Source organism: Allocatelliglobosispora scoriae (genome assembly GCF_014204945.1).
In the GTDB taxonomy this organism is placed as follows: domain Bacteria; phylum Actinomycetota; class Actinomycetes; order Mycobacteriales; family Micromonosporaceae; genus Allocatelliglobosispora; species Allocatelliglobosispora scoriae.
Genome location: NZ_JACHMN010000003.1, coordinates 3,059,975 through 3,079,945, shown reverse-complemented (window position 1 = coordinate 3,079,945; position 19,971 = coordinate 3,059,975). Strand labels below are relative to the sequence as shown.

Annotated in this window: 12 protein-coding genes and 1 pseudogene; 7 read left to right on the top strand and 6 right to left on the bottom strand. The window is 67.1% G+C overall.

The genetic code is table 11. The features are described from left to right. Positions 1-15 precede the first annotated feature (15 nt). The 4 genes from F4553_RS39860 (at position 16) to F4553_RS39845 (ending at position 6,288) form a co-directional block, all read left to right on the top strand. Positions 16-792: a hypothetical protein gene (locus F4553_RS39860; protein WP_184846924.1), complete on the top strand. Its 777-nt coding sequence runs from the start codon at positions 16-18 to the stop codon at positions 790-792. Next, positions 779-1,387, top strand: coding sequence for an AAA family ATPase (locus F4553_RS39855; protein ID WP_184846922.1), 609 nt, complete (start codon positions 779-781; stop codon positions 1,385-1,387). The genes F4553_RS39860 and F4553_RS39855 overlap by 14 nt, the downstream gene beginning before the upstream one ends. A 9-nt stretch (positions 1,388-1,396) precedes the next feature. Continuing rightward, a complete protein-coding gene (locus F4553_RS39850) occupies positions 1,397-1,840 on the top strand; it encodes an NUDIX hydrolase (RefSeq protein ID WP_184846920.1) in 444 nt (147 codons plus the stop codon). A 236-nt stretch (positions 1,841-2,076) separates the two neighbouring features. After that, the gene (locus tag F4553_RS39845; protein ID WP_184846918.1) at positions 2,077-6,288 is read left to right on the top strand and encodes an NACHT domain-containing protein; all 4,212 of its coding nucleotides are present in this window, start codon (positions 2,077-2,079) and stop codon (positions 6,286-6,288) included. 44 nt (positions 6,289-6,332) lie between these two features. Here F4553_RS39845 and F4553_RS42740 read toward each other — a convergent pair whose 3' ends face one another. Then, a complete protein-coding gene (locus F4553_RS42740; RefSeq protein ID WP_184847540.1) occupies positions 6,333-6,770 on the bottom strand; it encodes a hypothetical protein in 438 nt (145 codons plus the stop codon). On the opposite strand from F4553_RS42740, the gene F4553_RS39835 reads away from it, so the two are divergent. Beyond that, positions 6,663-7,828 (top strand): IS3 family transposase gene (locus F4553_RS39835; RefSeq protein ID WP_184830570.1). Its coding sequence is split into 2 segments (ribosomal slippage): positions 6,663-6,947 and positions 6,950-7,828, totalling 1,164 coding nucleotides; the frame shifts between segments, so codons are not numbered across the junction. The genes F4553_RS42740 and F4553_RS39835 overlap by 108 nt on opposite strands. A gap of 13 nt (positions 7,829-7,841) precedes the next feature. On the opposite strand, the gene F4553_RS39830 is transcribed toward F4553_RS39835, so the two are convergent. The 4 genes from F4553_RS39830 to F4553_RS39815 all read right to left on the bottom strand — a co-directional run bounded on the left by F4553_RS39830 (position 7,842) and on the right by F4553_RS39815 (position 14,109). Further along, positions 7,842-9,140, bottom strand: coding sequence for a hypothetical protein (locus tag F4553_RS39830; RefSeq protein ID WP_184846916.1), 1,299 nt, complete (start codon positions 9,138-9,140; stop codon positions 7,842-7,844). A 66-nt stretch (positions 9,141-9,206) separates the two neighbouring features. Continuing rightward, the gene (locus F4553_RS39825; RefSeq protein WP_184846914.1) at positions 9,207-10,172 is read right to left on the bottom strand and encodes a hypothetical protein; all 966 of its coding nucleotides are present in this window, start codon (positions 10,170-10,172) and stop codon (positions 9,207-9,209) included. A 250-nt stretch (positions 10,173-10,422) separates the two neighbouring features. Beyond that, entirely contained in the window at positions 10,423-11,253 is an 831-nt protein-coding gene (locus F4553_RS39820) for a hypothetical protein (protein WP_184846912.1), read from the bottom strand. A gap of 411 nt (positions 11,254-11,664) precedes the next feature. Next, complete coding sequence (locus F4553_RS39815; protein WP_184846910.1) at positions 11,665-14,109, bottom strand: BTAD domain-containing putative transcriptional regulator; 2,445 nt, start codon at positions 14,107-14,109, stop codon at positions 11,665-11,667. Positions 14,110-14,341: 232 nt separating this feature from the next. On the opposite strand from F4553_RS39815, the gene F4553_RS39810 reads away from it, so the two are divergent. Continuing rightward, positions 14,342-16,264: an Hsp70 family protein gene (locus tag F4553_RS39810; RefSeq protein WP_184846908.1), complete on the top strand. Its 1,923-nt coding sequence runs from the start codon at positions 14,342-14,344 to the stop codon at positions 16,262-16,264. Positions 16,265-16,373: 109 nt separating this feature from the next. Next, a pseudogene (locus F4553_RS43085) lies at positions 16,374-16,628 on the top strand (helix-turn-helix domain-containing protein); the annotation flags it as partial. Between the two features lie 360 nt (positions 16,629-16,988). Here the strand turns inward: F4553_RS43085 and F4553_RS39800 are convergent. Next, the gene (locus F4553_RS39800) at positions 16,989-19,970 is read right to left on the bottom strand and encodes a glycine--tRNA ligase (RefSeq protein ID WP_184846906.1); all 2,982 of its coding nucleotides are present in this window, start codon (positions 19,968-19,970) and stop codon (positions 16,989-16,991) included. Between the last annotated feature and the right edge of the window lies 1 nt (position 19,971).

The window sequence follows — 19,971 nt, the reverse complement described above, 5'->3', positions numbered from 1 at the left end:
TAGAGGGAGAAGACGATGATCGTGCGCAGCAACGTCGGCGGACCCGGCGCCACCCTCACCCGCCGCGCCCGGACCCTCCTGGCCGCGTCGGTGGACGTCGAGTGGTCCAAAAACTACAAGATCAAAAATGGGAACCGGCCGTTCTGCTACTCGATCGCCTGGGTCGAAATCCCCCACCGCCGCACCGCCGCCGACCTCACCGCAGCGCGCTGGGGGTACACCAGCGTCTACCTCGACGACGACACCGAACGCCCTGACTTGATCGACCTCGCCGCCCACGACCTCAGCGCGGCGCTCAGCCATGCCGACTTCGTCACCGGGCACCAGCTCTCCAGCGACCTCGCGGTCCTCGCCGCCAACACCGACAACGTCCCGCAAGCGATCCGCACCGCCCAGCAGGCGTGGCGCGACCGGCGCACCGACCACAAGGTCACCGACACCCGCTACGACGCCGGAGCCATCCTCACCGGCCAGTCCCGCCGCCTCGTCGACGTGTGCACCGAACTCGACCTCGACGTCACCCAACCCGAACTCGCCCGCAAATCCATGACCGCACTACACCGCGACTGGCTCACCACCCGCGACACAGAGGCACGCGAGCGCGTCACCGTCCTCAACCTCCGCCACAGCCTCTCCACCGCCCTGGTGGCCCTGCGCGCCCGCGACCACGGCACCTGGACCAGCACGCTCAACACCAACCAGATGCTCTCCGACCAGCTCCGCGGCGAGTTCGACTGGATCACCACCCCCACCTTCCAACAGTTGCTGAGGAGCCCCCATGCCGATGCGTGACTGCATCATCGTCGCCATCGAAGGAACCCACGCCTGCGGCAAGACCACCCTCGTCCACGCCCTCACCGCCAACTACCGCGAACGCGGCGTCAACGTCGCCTGCACCGGCGAACCCGCCCGCACCAGCCCTTTCGCCGAAGAAACCGTGATCTTCAAGCGCGGCGAGTTCGATCTGCCGTTCGAGGTCGACCTGTTCGGCGCCCAACTCACCACCCAGCTCCGGGCGGCCCGCCACCACGAACTCCTCATCTGCGACAAAACGATCATGAACGTCGCCGCGTACGCCGACATGCTCCTCAAACCAGAACCGGGTACCCGGGAGGCAGCGGTGGTGGGGGCCATGACGGCATTCTGCGCCGCATGGTCCTACACCTACGACGCCGTCGTCTACTGCCCGGACCGATACGACCAGCCCAACGACCCCTTCCGGGCCAAGGTCGCCCACCTCCAGGACGAAACCGCGCGAGCAGTCCACAACGCGTGTACCTCGTCCGGGGCACCCGTCCTGGACCTGCCGCTCGGCCTGAGCGTCGCCCAACGGGTCGCCTGGGTCGCCGAGCGCGTCGATCCGCTACTGCGTGGGGGCGCACGTTAAGGTCGGCGGATGCCGTACACCAGCATCGTCGACGTACTCCTCATCCTCACCCGAGGCGATCACGTCCTGCTGGCACTACGCGACGGCACCGGCTACGCCGACGGCCAGTACAACCTCCCCAGCGGCAAACTCGAAGCCGACGAAACCCTCATCGACGCCCTCATCCGCGAAACCCACGAAGAGATCGGCATCCGACTCGACCCGGCCGAGATCCACCACACGGCCACGGTCCACTGCCGCAACCCCGAAGGCGCACGCCGAATCGGAATCATCTTCACCGCCGAATCCGCACCCGAGCGGCAGGGCGAACCGTTCAACGCCGAACCGCACAAGTGCGCGAAGATCGAATGGTTTCCCCTCGACATGCTCCCGCACAACACCGTCCCGTACACCGTCGCCGGCGTTGACCTGTTCCGCTCCGGGCAGCCGTTCGGGCTGATCGACTGGCGTTAGGCCGTATCTCGAATGTCGTTAGGCCATGTCTCGAGCAGGGGAGCTTTGTATTTTCGAAGGTAAGCTGCGGCGGTGCGTTGCCTCCTCGTATCTGCGGCTGCCTTCCTGTGCATCGGCCAAGGGTGTGTCCTTGTGGAGCCGGTCGCCATCTACGGTAAGGACGTCGACCGGGGCTGGGCTATCAAGGTTGCTCATGCGCAGGCCGTCTCACATCTTGCGTCTGAGGTGATTCGCTGATGCCTCTTCCAGAGATCGACTTTCGCCGGATCCGTGGCAAGGCGCCATCAGGCTCGCAGGCCGACGGATTCGAGGATTTCACGTCGCTGATGATGATCGACGGCGGGTTGGTCGTCTGGCCCGAGGGGACGACGTTTCAAACCTTCGGCAATCCGGACGGTGGGCGGGAAGGGCGAGGCTTGCTGCTGGACGGCTCAACGTGGTGCTGGCAGGCCAAGTACCTGTTCGAACTTGGTGACAGTGAGTTTTCTCAGATCGACAAATCTGTCAGACGTGCCCTCACCAGGGAGCCGACGCTCTCTCGCTACTACGTGGTCCTGCCGTACGACCGGCCGGCTGGCGATACCGAACGGAAGGGCAGCCCAGTCAAGAGCGCGTTCACCAAATGGACCGAACACGTCGAAGAATGGCGGGCCGCCGCGCTGGAGGCGGGACTGTCCGTGGAGTTCGAGTATCTCGGTGAGCTCCAGTTGAAACAGCGGCTTATGCAGCCGTCTCTTGTGGGCCACTTGCACTACTGGTTTGATCTCGACGGGTTCTCTCCGCAACGCTATACGGAGATCGCCGCCCGCGCGGAGGCCGACGCGGGAGGCCGGTACACGCCCGAGCTCAACGTGGAACTACCCCTAGCCGAGGCATTTGAGGGACTCGGGCACACGACGGAGTTCGAGACTCTCCTCCGGCGCGGCCTCGGCGGGCTGCGGGCGGCACGGGGGGCCTATGGCCCGTCGGTCCCCTCCGAACGCCCGGACCTGTTCGAGCCCGCCCTTCGACACCTCGACGCCGCCCTCGATCAACTCGATGGTGCGGTTGCGGAGGCGGTGAACAAGTCACGCGAGCCAACCGGTGACCTGCCAGACCTGCGGCCCCCCATATCCGCGGCGGCGGAAGCTCTGGGGCAGGTGGATGTCCTGTTGCAGCGCCATAGCCTTCGGGATCACCTTTACACCGGCAATGCCGCCAGTCTCTACTCTCAAGCTTCGAGGATCCGAGAGGCGGTCGATGCAATTCGCGACCTGCACGTAGGTCGTGCCTGGCGCAGCTGGGAAAGCTCAGCGGTGCTCATTACCGGGACCGGGGGATCTGGCAAAACCCACCTCCTCTGCGATGTCGCCAAGCAACGGGTTGCCAGAGGGCTGCCGACGCTGGTCGTCCTGGGTGAGCAGTTCGAGAAAGGGCCGATCGACGCAGATTTGTGCCGGATCATCGGCTTCGACGGCCCCGCCCCGCACCTTCTGGCGACCTTCGACGCGGCCTGCCAGGCGGTGGACGAGATAGGTCTGGTGATCATCGACGCTGTCAACGAGTCGACTGACCGCGCTTTATGGCGCAAGTACCTGGGCAGTCTGCTCAACGAGATCAGCGGGCGCCCTCGCTTGCGGCTCGTCCTGTCATGTCGGACCGAATTCCTTGCGGAAACGCTGCCCGGTGAGCTTCAAGACCGTTTCCAGCAGTTCCGGCACGTAGGTTTCGAAGAAGTCGCGCCAAGCGCGATACGGCAGTTTCTCGACTGGTACGGCATCGAACGTCCCACGTTCCCGTTGCTGGACCCGGAGTTCACCAACCCGTTCTTCCTCAAGCTTCTCTGCACCACCCTGCAGCAGCGCGGCGAGCATCGTTTCCCACGGACAGGTATCGGAACGACCTGGATCTACGACAGCTTCCTCGACGCGATGGACGCTCGGCTCAGTGCCGACACCCGATGCGACTACGACCCGTCCACCGAGCTGGCTCGCAAGTCCGCAGAACTGGTCGCGGCCAGGATGCAGGAGGCCGGAAGGCGGCTGCCCAAGCCTGACGTGGAGGCGATCACCTCCACCCTGCTACCAGGTAGGACGTGGAGCCGGAGCCTTCTCAACGGGCTGCTGAAAGAGGCGGTCTTCGCCGAACTGCTCGTCGAACGCAACTCATTCATCAGGTTCGGCTATGAGCGTCTGGGCGACATCGCCCTAGCTCGACTCATAGCGTCCAAAGACCTACCCGACATCAAGACCGAGGTCCAGACGCTCGCCGACCGCTGGTACCAGCACTCCGGAGTGCTGCAGGCGTTGGCGTCCGTGCTGCCCGAAACCCACGGCGTCGAAGCCATCGACCTGGCAGGGATCGAACCGACCGAATTCCACTATGCGGCACACAACGACTTCCTGCTCAGCCTCGCCTGGCGCAACCCTTCCGCCATCAGCGACCGCACCGTCGAACTCGTCCTGGCCATCAAAGACAACGTGGACTTCGACGACGCCACCTTCAACACGTTCCTACAGATCGCGGCGCTACCTGGCCACGCCCTGAACGCACAATGGCTGCACCAATACCTATCGGCCATGCCGATGCCCGATCGCGACGCAACATGGTCGTTCTTCTGCGACCGTCAGGACGAGTTCGGCGGCCACCTGCCGGTGCTGATCGACTGGGCATGGTCCGATGCCAGCACCGCAGCAACCGACGAGATACGGCACCTGGTGGCGCTCATCCTCACCTGGGCACTTTCCTCGTCGCACCGACCGACCCGCGACAACAGCACGAAAGCCCTCACAGCACTCCTGGATCGCGCACCGCACGTATACGCCCAGGTTATGAAGGACTTCCAAACCGTTGACGACGACTACATCGAGGAACGCCTCCTCGCCGTCGGCTGCGGCATCGCCCAGCGAAGCCTCGAGCCGGCAACCGCCTTCGCCGTCGCCCAAGCCGTACAGGACTTCACCCTCGCGCGCCGATACTGGCCAGAGAACCTCCTGAGCCGCGACTACGCCCGGCGCACCCTGCAAGCGGCGCTCACCCACGGCTGGACCGGCGGCGTCGACGACATCGAACAGCTCATCACCCCGCCGTACGCCTCCACGTGGCAAACCGCATGCCGCAGCGAAGCCGAGATCGACGCCCTGTCCGACGGCCCTGACTACAAGTACAGCACCGTCAGCCACCTGGTGATGTCAGACTTCGACGACTTCCGAAAATACGTCATCAGCTCCGTGATCCGCAGCTTCAACCTCCGCAGCGAGTTCGACGCCGATCACCTTGCCCGAATGGTCTTCGACCGCGTACTGGAACTCGGCTGGACACCGGAACTCTTCAACGCCATCGACAGGAACCTTCCCCGGCCGTCGTCCGCCGACGGCAAGAAGCACGAGGGCTACGCCCAGAAGTACACCTGGATAGCCCTTCGCCAGATCGCCGGCCGCATGACGGACCGCTTCGGCCTGGACCCGGGAAACCGCGACGACCATCGAACGGCCTACGACACGCCCCTCGACGTCTACGGCCACGACATCGACCCCACAATGCTGTTGCAGCGCAGCGAAAACCGCGTCTACGCGGATACTCCGAGCACATGGTTTGCCCCAGCTAAGGCCACGTTCCCTGTCCACCTCGACGCCGCCTGGCCCACCCATGACGACCACAGTCCGCCCGTGGACCAGCTGCTGGCCAGTACCGACGACTCGGGCCAGAAGTGGCTTGTTTTGGAAGGTCATTACCAATGGTCGCAGGTTCAGCTGCCCGAGGACGAGGCCGTTAGAAGCCCTCATCACGTCACGTGGGCACAGATCCGCTCCTACCTCGTCAGCACTGACCAGCTAGAGCGATGGAAGCAATGGGCGAAGGGCCAAGATTTCGACGGCCGCTGGATGCCCGAATCGGGCAGTCCTACCGGCCTGCTCCTCGCCGACCACCCGTACCGCTCGGACTGGCCGCTGCTCGAGGGCCGCCACGGTCGGTTGCACGGCCGCAAGCGTCCGCCCGGCGAATTCACTATCACGACCACCAGGTACGGCGGGGTCGCCACGGACTGGGACCAGTCACATAGCAAGCACCTCTTCACCTTCATGCCATCGACCGAGTTCTGCCGTGTCATCGGCCTACAGCGTGTCGGCGATTTCCGATGGGGCATCACCAGCGAAACCGAGGTTGAGGCTTTCGCCGCGCGCACGATCGGCCCAGACTCCGTCCACATCAAGGCATCGACCCTAGGGTCGGCCCTGAAGGCCAACGGCCAGTGCCTGCTCTGGACGATTCTGGCCGAGAAGCACACCACCATGCGGAATCACGAATGGCCTGACACAGGTGAACCGTTCAGTCGCTCCTACTCCGCGACCTTCCTGTACGACGGCAACCGCATCGCCCTGGTTGATGCAAACACGCACACCCAGCACGTCGGGGGGAAAGTTTCCCGGAAGGGGCCATGGCGACTACTACCTGAAATCAACACCTAGCACGGTCACCGATCAGTCCGGGTTCTCGCCTACGTCATCGGCGGTCATATGCTGCCGTTGCGGTAGAAGGTAGGGGCAAGGTCGTTTGGCCGTGTCAGGATGTCGAGCAGGTAAAGGTATCCCAGGAGCGGCAGGTCGTGGGATAGCTGGCCGTCGTGGTGTGCGAGCAGCGTGTTTGTGATCACGGTGTTGGCCGCTCTGTTGCTGCCGTGGCCGTGAGTGGCGTCGCGCAGGATCTTGATATACCTGGCCGCCGCGTCGGGCAGAGACAAGCCGGCAACTTCATGCGCCGACGCAGCGCCGCTGGGGTCTGCTGCACCGATAGGTGACATTCGAGATGGCTTGCCCTGTGGGCAGGCTGGAAGGATGTCGCTGTGCCCAAGCCCTACCCCCGTGAGTTCCGTGACGATGTCGTGCGGGTCGCGCAAAACCGTGATGCCGGCGTGACGGTTGAGCAGATCGCCAATGACTTCGGCGTGCATCCGATGACGTTGTTCAAGTGGCTGCGCGCCGCCGACGTCGACGCCGGGACCAGACCCGGCGTGAGCAGCACCGAGTCTGCAGAGCTCCGCGAGGCGCGCAAGCGGATCAGGCTCCTCGAACAGGAGAACGAGGTCCTGCGCCGGGCTGCGGCCTACCTGTCGCAGGCGCACCTGCCGGGAAAAGGATCTACCCGCTCGTGAAGGATCTGGCCGCCGACGGCATCCCCGTCGCGGTGACGTGCCGGGTACTGAAGATCTCCCGCCAGCACTACTACCGGTGGCTTGCCGAACCGGTCACCCTGGCTGAGTACACGCAGGCGTGGCGAGCCGACGCGCTGTTCGACGCTCACCGCGACGATCCGGAGTTCGGGTACCGGTTCCTGGCCGACGAGGCCGCCGCGGCCGGGCAGCCGATGGCCGACAGGACCGCGTGGAAGATCTGCTCCAGCGGTGGCTGGTTCAGCGCCTTCGCCCGCAAACGGCGTGGCAAGGGCCGCAAGGTCGGTCCGCCGGTCCACGACGACCTCGTGCGCCGGGACTTCACCGCCGCCGGGCCGAACCGGCTGTGGCTTGCCGACATCACCGAACATCGCACCGGCGAGGGCAAGCTGTACCTGTGCGCGGTCAAGGACGTCTGGTCCAACCGGATCGTCGGCTACTCGATCGACTCGCGCATGAAGTCCCGGCTGGCCGTGAACGCGCTGAACAACGCCGTCGCCCGCCGCAACGGCGTGGCCGGATGCGTTCTGCACACCGACCGCGGCAGCCAATTCCGATCAAGGAAGTTCGTCGGCGCGCTGCACCGGCACCGGATGCTCGGCTCGATGGGCCGGGTCGGAGCCGCCGGCGACAACGCGGCCATGGAGTCGTTCTTCGGCCTGCTGCAGAACAACGTCCTGGACCGCCGCACCTGGGCCACCCGTGAACAGCTGCGCACCGCGATCGTGACCTGGATCGAGCGCACCTACCACCGCCGTCGACGCCAGCGCCCGCTAGGCAAGTTGACCCCTATCGAGTTCGAGACCATCATGACCCCACAGGCCAGTCAGGCCGCGTGACTACACCTGTCACCTATCGGTGCAGCAGACCCCTGTTAGACGAAGGCTTGATGAAGAACCCTTGCTGAACTTCCTCCAGCGCCCTGACGGCACGCTCGGCTGCTGACAGCAGGACGGGTGCGGCGGCTGGTGGCAAGGTGCTCCGGATGCGGTCGAGGGTCTTGGCGGCGAAGGACGCTGCGCAATTCTTCTCGATCGGACGGCCGGTGAGGCGCTCGATCGTGTCGAGCACCGTGAACAGCAGGACGCGGCGTGCGTGGCCGTCGCGGTGTGAGGTCTGGATCGAGCTGACGCGGCGGAACAGCTGCTCGATCGTCAGTAGCGCCTGTTGATGCTTCGCTGGGGAGTAGGCTCCCGCGCTGTCGGTAAAGACTGCGGGGTCGGTGAGTACTCCGAAGATCTTGTTCAGTTGGTCGGTCCACCAGGTGATCGCCTGCGCATACGCTTCGTGGCTGGTCTCGGGCGATTTCCAGGTCTGGAGACCCGGGCTGTGGCTGGGTAGAAGTTGGAGCATTTCGGCCGCGCCCTGGCGGGTGCCGGACACTGTGCGGCCGAGGTTGTAGATGACGGTGCCCGACGCTCGGTGGACGGAGAATCCCCATACGGCAGGTGTGAGCGCGCCGAGGAGCGGGCCTAGATAGGCGTCGAACAAGATCAAGCCTTCCAGTAGGCCGTCGCCGCTGGCGAACACGACGTCCCCGGCCGCGCTCTGCACCTTCAGGTTCGCGATGTCGCCGCTGCGTAGCAGATCGTCATGCTCGATCCGCAGTAGCACAGCGATGAGCTTGGCGCGATGCAGCAGCGCGTCCGATCTGCGCACCAGGTGAACGCTGGCATCCTGGAATGGCTTGTGGGCTGGATCTGAGGCCGACTCCAGGGCGATTAGCGTCGCATGGAGGGTGGCCACGACGTCTGCGACCTCATCCTTGCCTGCGACCATGGTTTGAAGCTGGTGAAAGTAGAACCTGTCAACGAGATCCTGCGTCTGCTGGAACCTGCCCTCGACGTCGGCGAGCTGCGCACGTGTCACAGCGTCGGGCACGCCAGAGTCGACAGTGTTCTTGGCGGCGTGCCTCGCGAGAAGGTCGAAATCCGGTCGGCGTTTAGCCGGTCCGCCGATGTAGTAGGACTCCACGAGTTCTGGTTTGACGCGGCGGTACCTTTCATCCGTCTGCACCAGCAGCATGGATGACGAGGGATCCTGGCGCGCATGCAGGCTGGCGCGGGCGAAGTAGTCGTCGGGCGCTCCGCCCCACAGCCAGGATGGAACGGCGACTCGCGCCTGGGACGGGATGCTGCCACGAACAGCCACGAACCGACCATACTCACCACGACCGACACGTCGACGGCGAGCCGCCAACCGCCGACCTGGGATGATTCACAAGACCCCGCCACTTATCGCATTGTGACGTTGCAGGAGCGCCTGGAAGAACTTCGTCAGCATCTCAGCGCCACCCGCAGCGGGGCTGAGTTCGTAACCGCCGAACCGATACAACTCATAACCGGCCAGTCGCAAGTTCCGGTCTTCGGCGACCATCTCGCTATACAGCTGCGGGTTTGCTTGCCCGTCTGGCCGCGCGTAGTGCTGGACCCCATCCACTTCCAGCACGACGCGAACGCGGCCAGGCAGGAGAAGGAGGAAGTCCATTCGCTGGCGCCCGATGTCTCCACTGAACATAAGGTCCCGCCTGACGTACGGATCGTAATGAAGGTAAACCTGCGGGATCAGGGCCGGAATGTGGAACCCATGGGTCTCGTACAGCGCGCAATAGGCCTTGAAGAGCAGCCTCTCCGGAGGGGAATCCAACGACTCGGCAAGCCGCTTGTAGAGCGTTCGAGCCGCCGGCTTGAGATCGGCCGCCTCGCCACGGCCATGGAAGGCCATCCACCACGACACCAGCTCCGACCAAGTCAGCCCTTGCGGGCCCAGCGGTCGGTCGAAGATCAGGCAATACTGCGCGTTCCTGACTACTTCGATGTCATTGTTGATGGCGTCCCGAAAGATGATCTGCGGCTTCGGACCATTGGCCCCAAAGATCAGGTTCTTGAACTCGCCGGTGACGCCCACGCCGTTGGCGTCGAGGAGTTCCTCCAGGTCGGGTACTTCGTAGTCTTCGACGATGCGGTGGGCGAGGGTGAGTAACTGTGCGAGATCCAGCTCGCTGGTCAGCAGGTTGACGAAGACGCTCTTGCTCCGGAAAGCGCTCTGCCGGGTCTCGTCGCTGTCGTGGGTGGTCAAGCCGTAACGCCGGCAGACTCCGGGAAGGTCATACGATTTCACGTTGGCAGACAGCGCCCCCGCAATCTCCGCGCGGAGTCTGCTCAGCTTGACCGGTGCAGCCACCGCTACAGCGTAGTGACCCATACCTCGGCGAGATGGCGCACTGGCCCTGCCGTCGCTTCGCCGGACGCGCTGCCAGCGTTGGCCGATCGACGAGTTCACCAGGACCGGGCAGCACGGCTATTGACCCGACACAGCGATGGCTTGCCAGTACTGCCAGGACCACTACCCCGGGGGGCGGGGAAGTGGTTACCGATCTTGCGCGAGCGAACTCGACAGCGCGGTATCCGCGACCTGGCAGCGGTTGAGGCAGTTAAGGCAGGATCGCCGGGTCCATCGTGGCCCGCGCCCGCCCCGACAACTGCAGCAGTCTGCTGAGCTTGCGTACGGTCTCGCCCGTCCACGGGCCTGTGTCCGACGGAGCGTAGGTGCCGCTGCCAGCCTGGAGGCTGTGGTATGAGGCGCCGACAAGGCCGAGTTCGACCAGAGGCACGGGAACCTCCGCCCGACGGAGCATGGCGGCGACGCGGTCGGCCGCCGCGTAGACATTCGTACCGAGGTCGTCCGCGGCTTGGACTGCTTCGATCGCTGCGGCCGGTGCACGGTTTGCGCGGGTGACAAGGCGCCGATCGACGAGCGCCGTGACCAGCTCACGATCCTGCTGCCCGTACCGCGCTTCGATCATCGCCAGGATTACAGAGGTCGCAGACTCGCACACGCCGTGTGCGGCGTTGATCTGCAGGTCGGTAGCCCGCTCCAGGGCGGCATCGATGTCGGCCGGATACCGACGGCGCGCCATCGCCCGATACCGCCGCACGCGCTCCTGCAGCTGTGCATCGGACTCGCGAAACGCCTTCACCAGCGGGGCCTGGCGCCGGCCCTCGTCTGCGGCGTCCTGCTGCGCCGCGGCGACCGGCTTGCATCCGTCGCACCATGTCTGAGGCTCGGCCGCAGTGGACTGGGCCCAGTTCCACGAGTGGCCCGGCAACAGTGTGTCGTGGGTTAAGCAATGCACAAAGACCTCGCCGCCCCGGCCCTGGTAGCGGGCGACGATCCGCTCGTCTACCGGATGCGACCCGAAAACCAGATCAATCAGCCGGATCTCCACTCCCGGCAAAGGCCGCTGTACCGCAAGCTTCGCCACTCCACACCCCCATCTGCGAACCGTCCGTGCACGGTACTCCACCACGCGGGAGATGGTCGGCACGTGGGAGGCAGTCGGACCGAGCTCCGTCCGCGAATCTGGCCAACAGACATGGACCCGAGTCTGAACTGAGGCCACTCATCGCCATTGCGAGTCCCTGCTACTTGAACACGACTGACGACATATGAAAGGGCAGCTCACTGGGCTACAAGTTCCAAACCATGGCAAATAGCCTCCGCGAAACCGTAATCGGCCTCACATCGATATACTTTGACAGCACCCCGCTGAGCAGCAACGATCGTTCCTATGCGGTACCACTCGAACACTCGGGTACCGCAGATCTGCGGTGTGTGGGGGTTCACGTCCCCCCTCGAACACTCGACTGGCTGCCGACACGGCACCGGATCCTGATCAGCTGGCTGCGGTAGTAGTCGTTGAGAGTCTGCCTGCCAGGTCTCTGATCTCTGAGGTGGGTCTCATTCCGAGCTCTACAAGTCGGCGAGCGAGCTGTTGTAGAAGTACTGCGACGTTGCCGGTGTCGCCGATGTGGTGGCTCAGCTGCATGGCCATCTGGTAAAGGCTCTCGTTGTAGGGGTCGATGGTGATGGCTTTGTCGATCACAGCGGCCGCGGCCCCTAGGTCGTCCTCGGCGAGCTCCTGTGCGAGTAGGACGTGTGCGTCGACGGCTCGTCTGCGGACGGTTTCGCGGTGGGGTTCGATCCAGTCGTAATCGTGGTCGTCTGCGAGCGGCCCCTGGTAGAGGTCGCAGGCCTGCTGCAGGAGCTGGCGCCGGTCGGCGGGCTCGGCCACCTTGGCTTGGCGCAGGAGGTTGTGGAAGTCCCAGAGGTCGACGGTGACGGTGGCGGGGTCGAGCCGGTAGCGGCCGTCGCGGGTCTGGGTGACGTAGCCGCGTTCGCGGGGTCCGGCTGCTCGGGCGAGGACGTGGCGCAGGTTGCTGACGTTGGTGTGGGTTCGCTGGTCGGCGGCGTGGACGCGGGCGTCGGGGTCGAGGTCTTCGGCGATCTGCCGGGTGCGGTGCCCGTTGGGGTGGCAGGCGAGGTAGACGGCGAGCTCGAGTGCTTTGGCGCGTAGCGGTCGGCCGGGTGCGGTGACGTCGTCGATGCCGGGACGCCCGAGGACCCGCAGCCGAGCGGTGGTGACGGGTATGCCGACCGGGGCGGTGTCCGCCTCGTGGTCGTCGGGGCGGTCGGTGTCGCCGTCATCGAGCGGTTCGTCGGCCGCGGGCGGCGGCGCTTGGTCGGTGTGCGGTGTGGGTTCGCCGGTGTGGGCTTCGCGGAGGGTGGCGAGCAGTTGGGCGGCGGTGTCCTGGTCGAGGCTGGCCGACCGGTGGTGCTGGTCGTGGTCGTGGGCGGCGGTGTCGTCGAGCCAGAGGGCGGTGACTCCTGCGGTGGCGCCGAGGCCGGTGAGGATGTGCGCGCGGGTGTGTTGCGCGGGGGTGGGCGGGTCGGCGATGAGCAGGATCGCCTCGGTGTCGGGCGCTGGTTGTGGGTGGGGTTGCCCGTCGGTGTCGTAGTGCTGGCGGGCGACGGCGAGGAGGTGGATCTCGATCTGGTTGAGGGCGTGGTCGAGGTCGTTGGTGACGGTGAGGCGCGGCCATGGCTGCAGGGCGACGGCGTCGGTGCCGAGCAGCGCGATGAGGGTGCCGGCGGTGACGATGACGCGGGTGTCGTGTCGGGTGGTGAGGGTGTCGACGAGTACGCCGCGGGCGGCGGGCAGGGTCGCGGGTCCGGTGTGGTTCGCCGCGTCGGGGTCCGGTGTGGCCGGTGCCGGGGTGTCTGGGCTGGTCTGCGGCGGGTGGTCGTCGAGCGGGATCGCGGTGTGCGGGTCGTCGGGTCGCTGGTGGCGGTGGACCGCCCGGCGGATGGTGTGGATGAGTGCCGGTGTGTCCAGGGGCGTGGCGGTGGCGGGGTCGCCGGGCCGGTAGCGGCGGCGGCGGTGGGCGATGACCATGGTCCAGGCGGTGAGGACGGCGGCGGCGAGGGTCCAGGGCAGGAACGATCCGCCCGGCAGTGTGATCCCGTCGTCGGTGCTGGTTGCCTGGACGCTCGGGGCCGGTTGCTGGTGGGGGGACGCCGTGGTGGCGGTGGGCGCCGGACTGGCGTCGGTCTTGGGTGCCGGGGCGGGTTTGGTCGCCGGGGGCGTGACGATGGTGGCGCCGGGGGGCGGTACGGCGTCGGCGGGCAGGGTGAGGACCCAGCCGGGGAAGATGACGTCGGGGTCGCGGAACCGGGTCTTGCCGGAGACGTTGGGCCAGTACTTGTTCTTGTTGAGGTGCCAGATCTCGGGCCACCGGCCGGCTTTGCCCAGGCAGGTGCGGGCGATCTTCGACAGGGTGTCGCCGCGGTGGACCCGGTAGCGGTAGGAGCAGTCGCCGATGACGAGGGTGACGTGCGCGGCGTGCGCGGTGGTCTGCGGCGCGGTGGCCGCGCGCACGGTGCTGGGGGTCGCGTCGGCGACGGCGGCGGGCGGGGCGCTGGCCCGGGCGGCGGGCCCGGCCATGGCGACGACGGCGGTGCCCACCAGCGACGCGGCGACGGCGTGCAGCGGTGCGGGCAGCCGCAGGCGGGGCGCCTTGGCCCGGGTGATCGCGGCGGCGGCCTCCAGGACGATCGCGGCGGTGATCGCGGCCCAGGCGAGCCATGCCGCGCAGGTCATGTAGTCGCGCAGCAGGGCCATGGTGACGGGGGCGGCGGCCCACGCCTCCCATTGGGCGGCGGTGGGCCACGTGTCGGGGATCGGCCGCCCGGCGAACCTGACCAGGGCCGCGGGGACGCCGACGAGGATGACGCCCAGCCCGGCCAGGGACACCGCGGCCCGCCACAGCCCGGCGATCATCGGCCCTGCTCCGCGGTCGCCGACAGCGGTCGGATGGGTGCGGGTGGTGCTGTGTCCACGGTGGTCCCCCGGGTCGGTCGTATCAGCCGCTGGCAATGTGTTCCAGTTTGACGCGCAACCATGACCGGTTGGCTCCCGTCTATGGGTCTGATCTTTCATCATCTGAACACCGGTGCGGCCCGGGGCAGCGGGAGCGCCGTGCGTTCAGCAGACTGCACCGCTGGGGGCAATCATGAGAATCGCGATCGACGTCGGCACGGCCACGACCAAAGCCGCTGTCAGCATGGCCGGGCGGGCGGTGCCGGTGCTGTTCGACGGCGAGCCGACGCTGCCGTCAGGGGTGTGGGTGCACGCGGGCGGCGCCCTGTCCGCCGGGCGCACCGGCCCGGGCGGGGCGGCGTGGCTGGCCGACCCGTACCGGCTGCTGGCCACCGGGAACTCGGGCACGGCCAACGCGGTGGACCCGGTCGAGGCGGTCTCGGTGCTGCTCGGCCACGTCGCCGCCACAGCCGCCGGCGGCGACCGGATCACCGGTGCGGTCCTGCTCGTACCGGCCGGGTGGGGGCCGCGCCGCCACGCGCTGCTGCGTGAGGCCGCCGGACGCGCCGGGCTGCCGGGCGTGGAGCTGCTCGCGGCTCCCGTCGCGGCCGCGACGGAGCTCGCCGCGGCCGGGCCGGCGGTCCCGGACGGCGGCTGCGTGCTCGTCTGCGACGTCGGCGCCGCAGCCGCCGACATCGCGGTCGTCGAACGCACCGCCGCAGGCTGGCAGGTGCTGTCGATGCAGGAACCACCCGGCTGCGGCGGCGACGACCTGGACCGGTCGCTCACCACCGCGCTGCTCGCCTCGGCCGCAGTACCCGCGGCCGGGCTGAGCCCGGACCAGACCACCGCGCTGACCGGACGGGTCCGCGCGGCACGGCACGCGCTCGCCGGCACCGACCGGGTAGCGGTCGTCATGCCCGACCCGCACCCCCCGGCCATCCTCACCGCCGACCACGTCCACACCGCAGGCACCGCGATCCGCCAGCGGATCACCGCCGCGGCGGTCGACGCAGTCGTCGCCGCCGACATCAGCGACGACCACCTCGCCGCCGTCGCCGTCCTCGGCGGCGCCGCCGCGTCCCTCGGCCTCGCGCCGGAACTGCACGAGCACTACGCCCTGACCCCGCACACGCCGCAACCCGCCGACCGGGTCCTGCCCGCCGCCGCCCTACGCACCGGCGGGACAGCGGCAGCCGACGGCGCCGCCGATCCGCTGCGCGTGCTCGGCCGCGGATGGGCGCGGATCTGGCAGCTCATCGCGCTCGGCATCCCCCTCGCCGCCGCCTGGCTGCTGCTGTGGCGGGCACTCGACGACGGACTGGACATCATCGGACCCGGCGCCGTCTACGACTACCTGAAACTCCCTGTCCTGTTCAACTCCGGCGCCCTCGCCATGGCCTGCCTGTTCGCGACCCTCGCCATGATCGGCGCCGGGCGGCTCGGCGCCACCGCGCTCCTCGACCACGCAGCGGCCACCGGCGACACCGGCAGCGCGCGCCGGGCCGGCCGGATCCTGGCCGGCGGGGCGTTCGGCGGGCTCGCGTTCGCGTTCATCCACCAGCAGCTCGCCGACACGGTGATCGCCGCACCGGGCTCCACCCCGCCGTTTATGGACCACGTCCTGCTCGCCTCGATCCTCGTGGTCGTGCCGACCGTCCTGATCGGGCTCGTCGCACCCCACATCGCGGCACTGCAGGGCACCCGGTGGAGCGAGCGGCTGCGCTACCCGATGACCCCCGTCATCCTGGCGACCGCCGGGACACTCTCGATGTCGGTTGAGTCCACCGGCTCGGCCCGTGAGCTCCAGGACTACGTCGCGCCGTGGATCATCGGCCTCGTCGGGGGACGCGGCGGGATGCTGGCATTGGGGGTCGCTATCGCCTTCACGCTCGCTACCACCCCGCTCCCCCGCATCGGGCTCGCCGTCATCATCGGCTTCGGTGGCGCCCTCATCTACACCTGGCAACTGCAGGAGACCATGATCGGTCTGTACCTGGCTTCGGTGGTCATCTGGTGGGTGCTGCAGACCGGCCGGATCGCCGTCGACGCTACGCCTGGGCTGCGCTCGCGGGTCGGGGACTGGCTGCGTTCCATGGCGAGCACCTCGGCGTAGCAGCGCGATCGCTAGCAACAGCAGACATGCGTAAGACGTTCGTGCCTGGTCGTCCGGTGGCGCGTGGAATGGTGCGGGTCGTGACTCGTTTCACCATTTCCGGTTCGCTACGGACCCCACGCCCCAGCAGGAAGACCTGCTGCGGCGGCACGCGGGTGCATCCCGGTTCGGGTACAACCAGTGCCTGCGCCTGGTCAAGCAACCCCTGGACGCTAAGGCCCGTGATGGTGTGGTGAAAGTGCCGTGGACCGGCTTCGACCTGATCAACGCGTTCAACACGTGGAGGCGGTCCGGGCGCGGTTCCTGCATGAGGTCTCTAACCAGCTGGTCAATACCCACGACCGGCTCGCTCTGGAGACCCTGAACATCACCGGCATGCTGGGCAATTACCGCCTCGCTGCCGCGATCGCCGACACCGCCTGGGGTGAACTCGCCCGCCAGATCACCTACAGACCTGGCACTACGGGCGGGTGGTCCTGGTCGACCGGTGGTACCCGTATACCAAAACCTGTAGCGCGTGCCGCACCCTGGCACCCGCGGTATCCCTGGACTAGCGGGTGTTCGCGTACGACGCATGCGGGTACCAGGCGGACCGCAACGCGGCGGTCAACCTCGCCCTCAGGGCTGAACAGCACCACGCCCATAAGCTAACCAGGCGTAGCCGGGCGAGGCGGGCCGCGGCAGCGACTCTGCGGTCTACCGTTGGCCCTCCTCGCTCTCGGCGCTACAGCTTTAGGGCCTGCCAGTCGAGCACTCCTTCACCAAGCGCGGCGACCGCCCCGACCAGGGCCAGGCGGCGTGCTCGAACCTCAGGGTCGTCCGCCATTACGAGGATGTCGTCAAAGAACGTGTCTACAGCAGCAGGCAGATCACCGCCGGCGGCAACGAGGTCACCAAGATCCGGATGTTCGGGCAGGTCGTTGGCGGTTCTGCTGGCTGCTTCATGCAAGTACTGCTCCGCCGGTTCCGTCAACGTCACTGGGTTGTACGCAGGGCCGCCAGTCGTCGAGATGCGCCTCGCTCGTTGCAGGGCAGCGGCGAGCCGCCGGAAGTCCGGGGTCTCGATGAGGTCGGTGAGTTGGCGGAGCACGCGGTCGGCGGTGCTGGGTCGGTCAGCGTGGATGATGACCGCGCGTACCCTGTCGACGGCGTGCCCCTCCTCGAGGAACTGCTGCTCCAACCGCCGGGCCAGGAACTCACCGACCGCGCCTATCGTCTCGCTAGCAACGGGCACCGGCTGGAGCCGGGCCGCTTCAGCGAGGGCATCGCGCAACGACAACCCAGCGAGGGCGGGCGTGCCGCGGTGGATCGCGATCGTCCCGACTGCGGCCCGACGTAGCGCGAACGGGTCGCTGCTGCCGGTGGGCAGGCCCACCGTCGCGGCCAGGCCGATCAGAGAGTCCAGCTTGTCCGCCAAGGCCAGCAAGGCACCCGGCGTGCTCTGCGGGAGCTGGTCGCCCGAGTGGCGGGGCAGCTCGGCCTCGAATATGGCAGCGCCGACGTCAGTAGTCTCGTCGGCGTACAGCGCGTACTCGCGACCCATGACGCCCGCGAGGCTGGTCATCTCGGTAACCATCTGAGACCCGAGGTCGAACTTGACAATCTGCGCGGCTCGCTCCAGCGTCGCCTTCTCTCTCTCCCCCAGGGGTATGCCGGAGGTGAGCACCTGGGCGAGAGCTGCGATGCGGTCGGCACGGTCGGCCATGGAGCCGAGCTTGTCGGTGAACGTGAGCCGATGCAGGCGTTCGCGCATGGTTGCGATCGGGATTGTCTGGTCGGCACGGTAGAAGAACGCCGCGTCCTCGAACCGTGCCCGCAGCACAGCCTCGTTGCCTGCCTGGACGGTTGCCGAGTCGATCACGCCGTTGGCGATCACGACGAAGTGGGGCAGAAGCTGGCCTTGGCCGTCGCGTACCGGCAGGTAGCGCTGGTGCTTGCGCATAACGGTGGTGAGGATGGCATCGGGTAGGCCCAGGTAGCGCGGGTCGAAGTCGCCCAGTATGGCAGTCGGTTGCTCGACTAGGAACGTGATCTGGTCGAGCAGGGATGCCTCCCCGTCTGCATCGATGCTGCCATTTACCTTGTCAGCCTCCGCGCGGGCCGCGTCGATGATGACCTTCCTGCGGACGGTCTCATCGAGCAGGATGCCTGCAGCTGCGAGTGCCGGAAGATACTCGTTCGCGGAGCTGACGGACACGCTTGGTTGGTCGGCGTTGCGATGCACCCGCGTCGAGGCACCTGGCGACAGGCGGGAGACTGTCACCGGAACCAGCTCGTTGCCCCACATCGCCAACACCCATCGGATCGGCCGGGTGAACACCAGCTCCGGATCGCTCCAGCGCATGTTCTTCGCCGATCGCAGGCCGCCGACGACTATGGACAGCGCCTCAACCAGCGCATCGACGGCTGGACGGCCAGGCTCCTCGCGCTGTACGCAGACGTAGGCCACGCCGTCGGCGGTGACGGTTGCCAGGTCGTCCGGGCTGACACCGTTGGAGCGCGCGAAGCCGAGCGCAGCGGCCGTGGGCATACCGTCCTTGAAGGCGGCTGAGGCCCGAGGGCCGCGAACCGTCGTGACCGCATCGGTCTCGCGGTCGGATACGTCGGTAACGATGGCGGCGATCCTCCGGGGTGTGGCCCGGACTTGGACCGTGCCGTAGGTGAGCCGACCGGCTTCGAGCCGCGTGGTCAGCGCGGTCTCGATCTGCTGGCGCGCGTCGCGGGCCTCGGCGGGCGGCATCTCCTCGACGCCGATTTCGAAGACGAGCAGCTGCGGCCCGACCTGCTCTGGCTGCTCGCACCAGGTGGTGGCCGTCATCGGTGGCGGTGCGACCTGCCCGAGCGGGAAGCCTTCCTTTTCGCGAGTCGCGATCCACAGTTTGGCGACGGCGTTGGACAGGCGGCGCATTCGGGCGAACTCGTTGGTCCGGTCGGCTGTGGATACGGCGCCGCGGGCGTCGAGGACGTTGAAGGCGTGCGACATCTTCAGGACGAACGAGTGCGCCGGGATGGGCAGTCCGGCGTCGATCATCCGCTGGGCCTCGGCGGCGTACGCCGACAGCAGCTCGCGGTTGGTCGGCACGTCGGCGTCGTCGAGGTAGTAGCGCGACATCTCGTACTCGGTCTGCCCGAACACCTCGCCGTAGCTGATCCCGGGGGCGTACTCGATGTCCTTGAAATGGCGTACGCCCTGCAGCGCCATGAGGATGCGCTCCATGCCGTAGGTGATCTCCACCGAGACGGGGTTGAGCGTGATGCCGCCGGCCTGCTGGAAGTAGGTGAACTGGGTGATCTCCAGACCGTCCAGCCATACCTCCCAGCCCAGACCCCACGCACCCAGAGCTGGAGAGGCCCAGTTGTCTTCTACGAACCGCACGTCGTGCTTGGTGATGTCGACGCCGAGCGCCACCAGCGAGCCAAGATAGAGCTCCTGCGGGTTGCCGGGATCAGGCTTGAGGATCACCTGGAACTGGGTGTGGCACTGGATCCGGTTGGGGTTCTGCCCGTAGCGGGCGTCGTCCGGCCGCACTGACGGCTCGACGTAGGCGACCTTCCACGGCTCTGGGCCGAGGACCCGCAGCGCGGTCGCCGGGTTGAGGGTGCCCGCTCCGACCTCGGTGTTCATCGGTTGGACGGTCAGGCAGCCCAGTCCACCCCAGTAGGCGGAGAGCCGGGATAGCGCGTCCTGCATGGTCAGGTCGGTCACG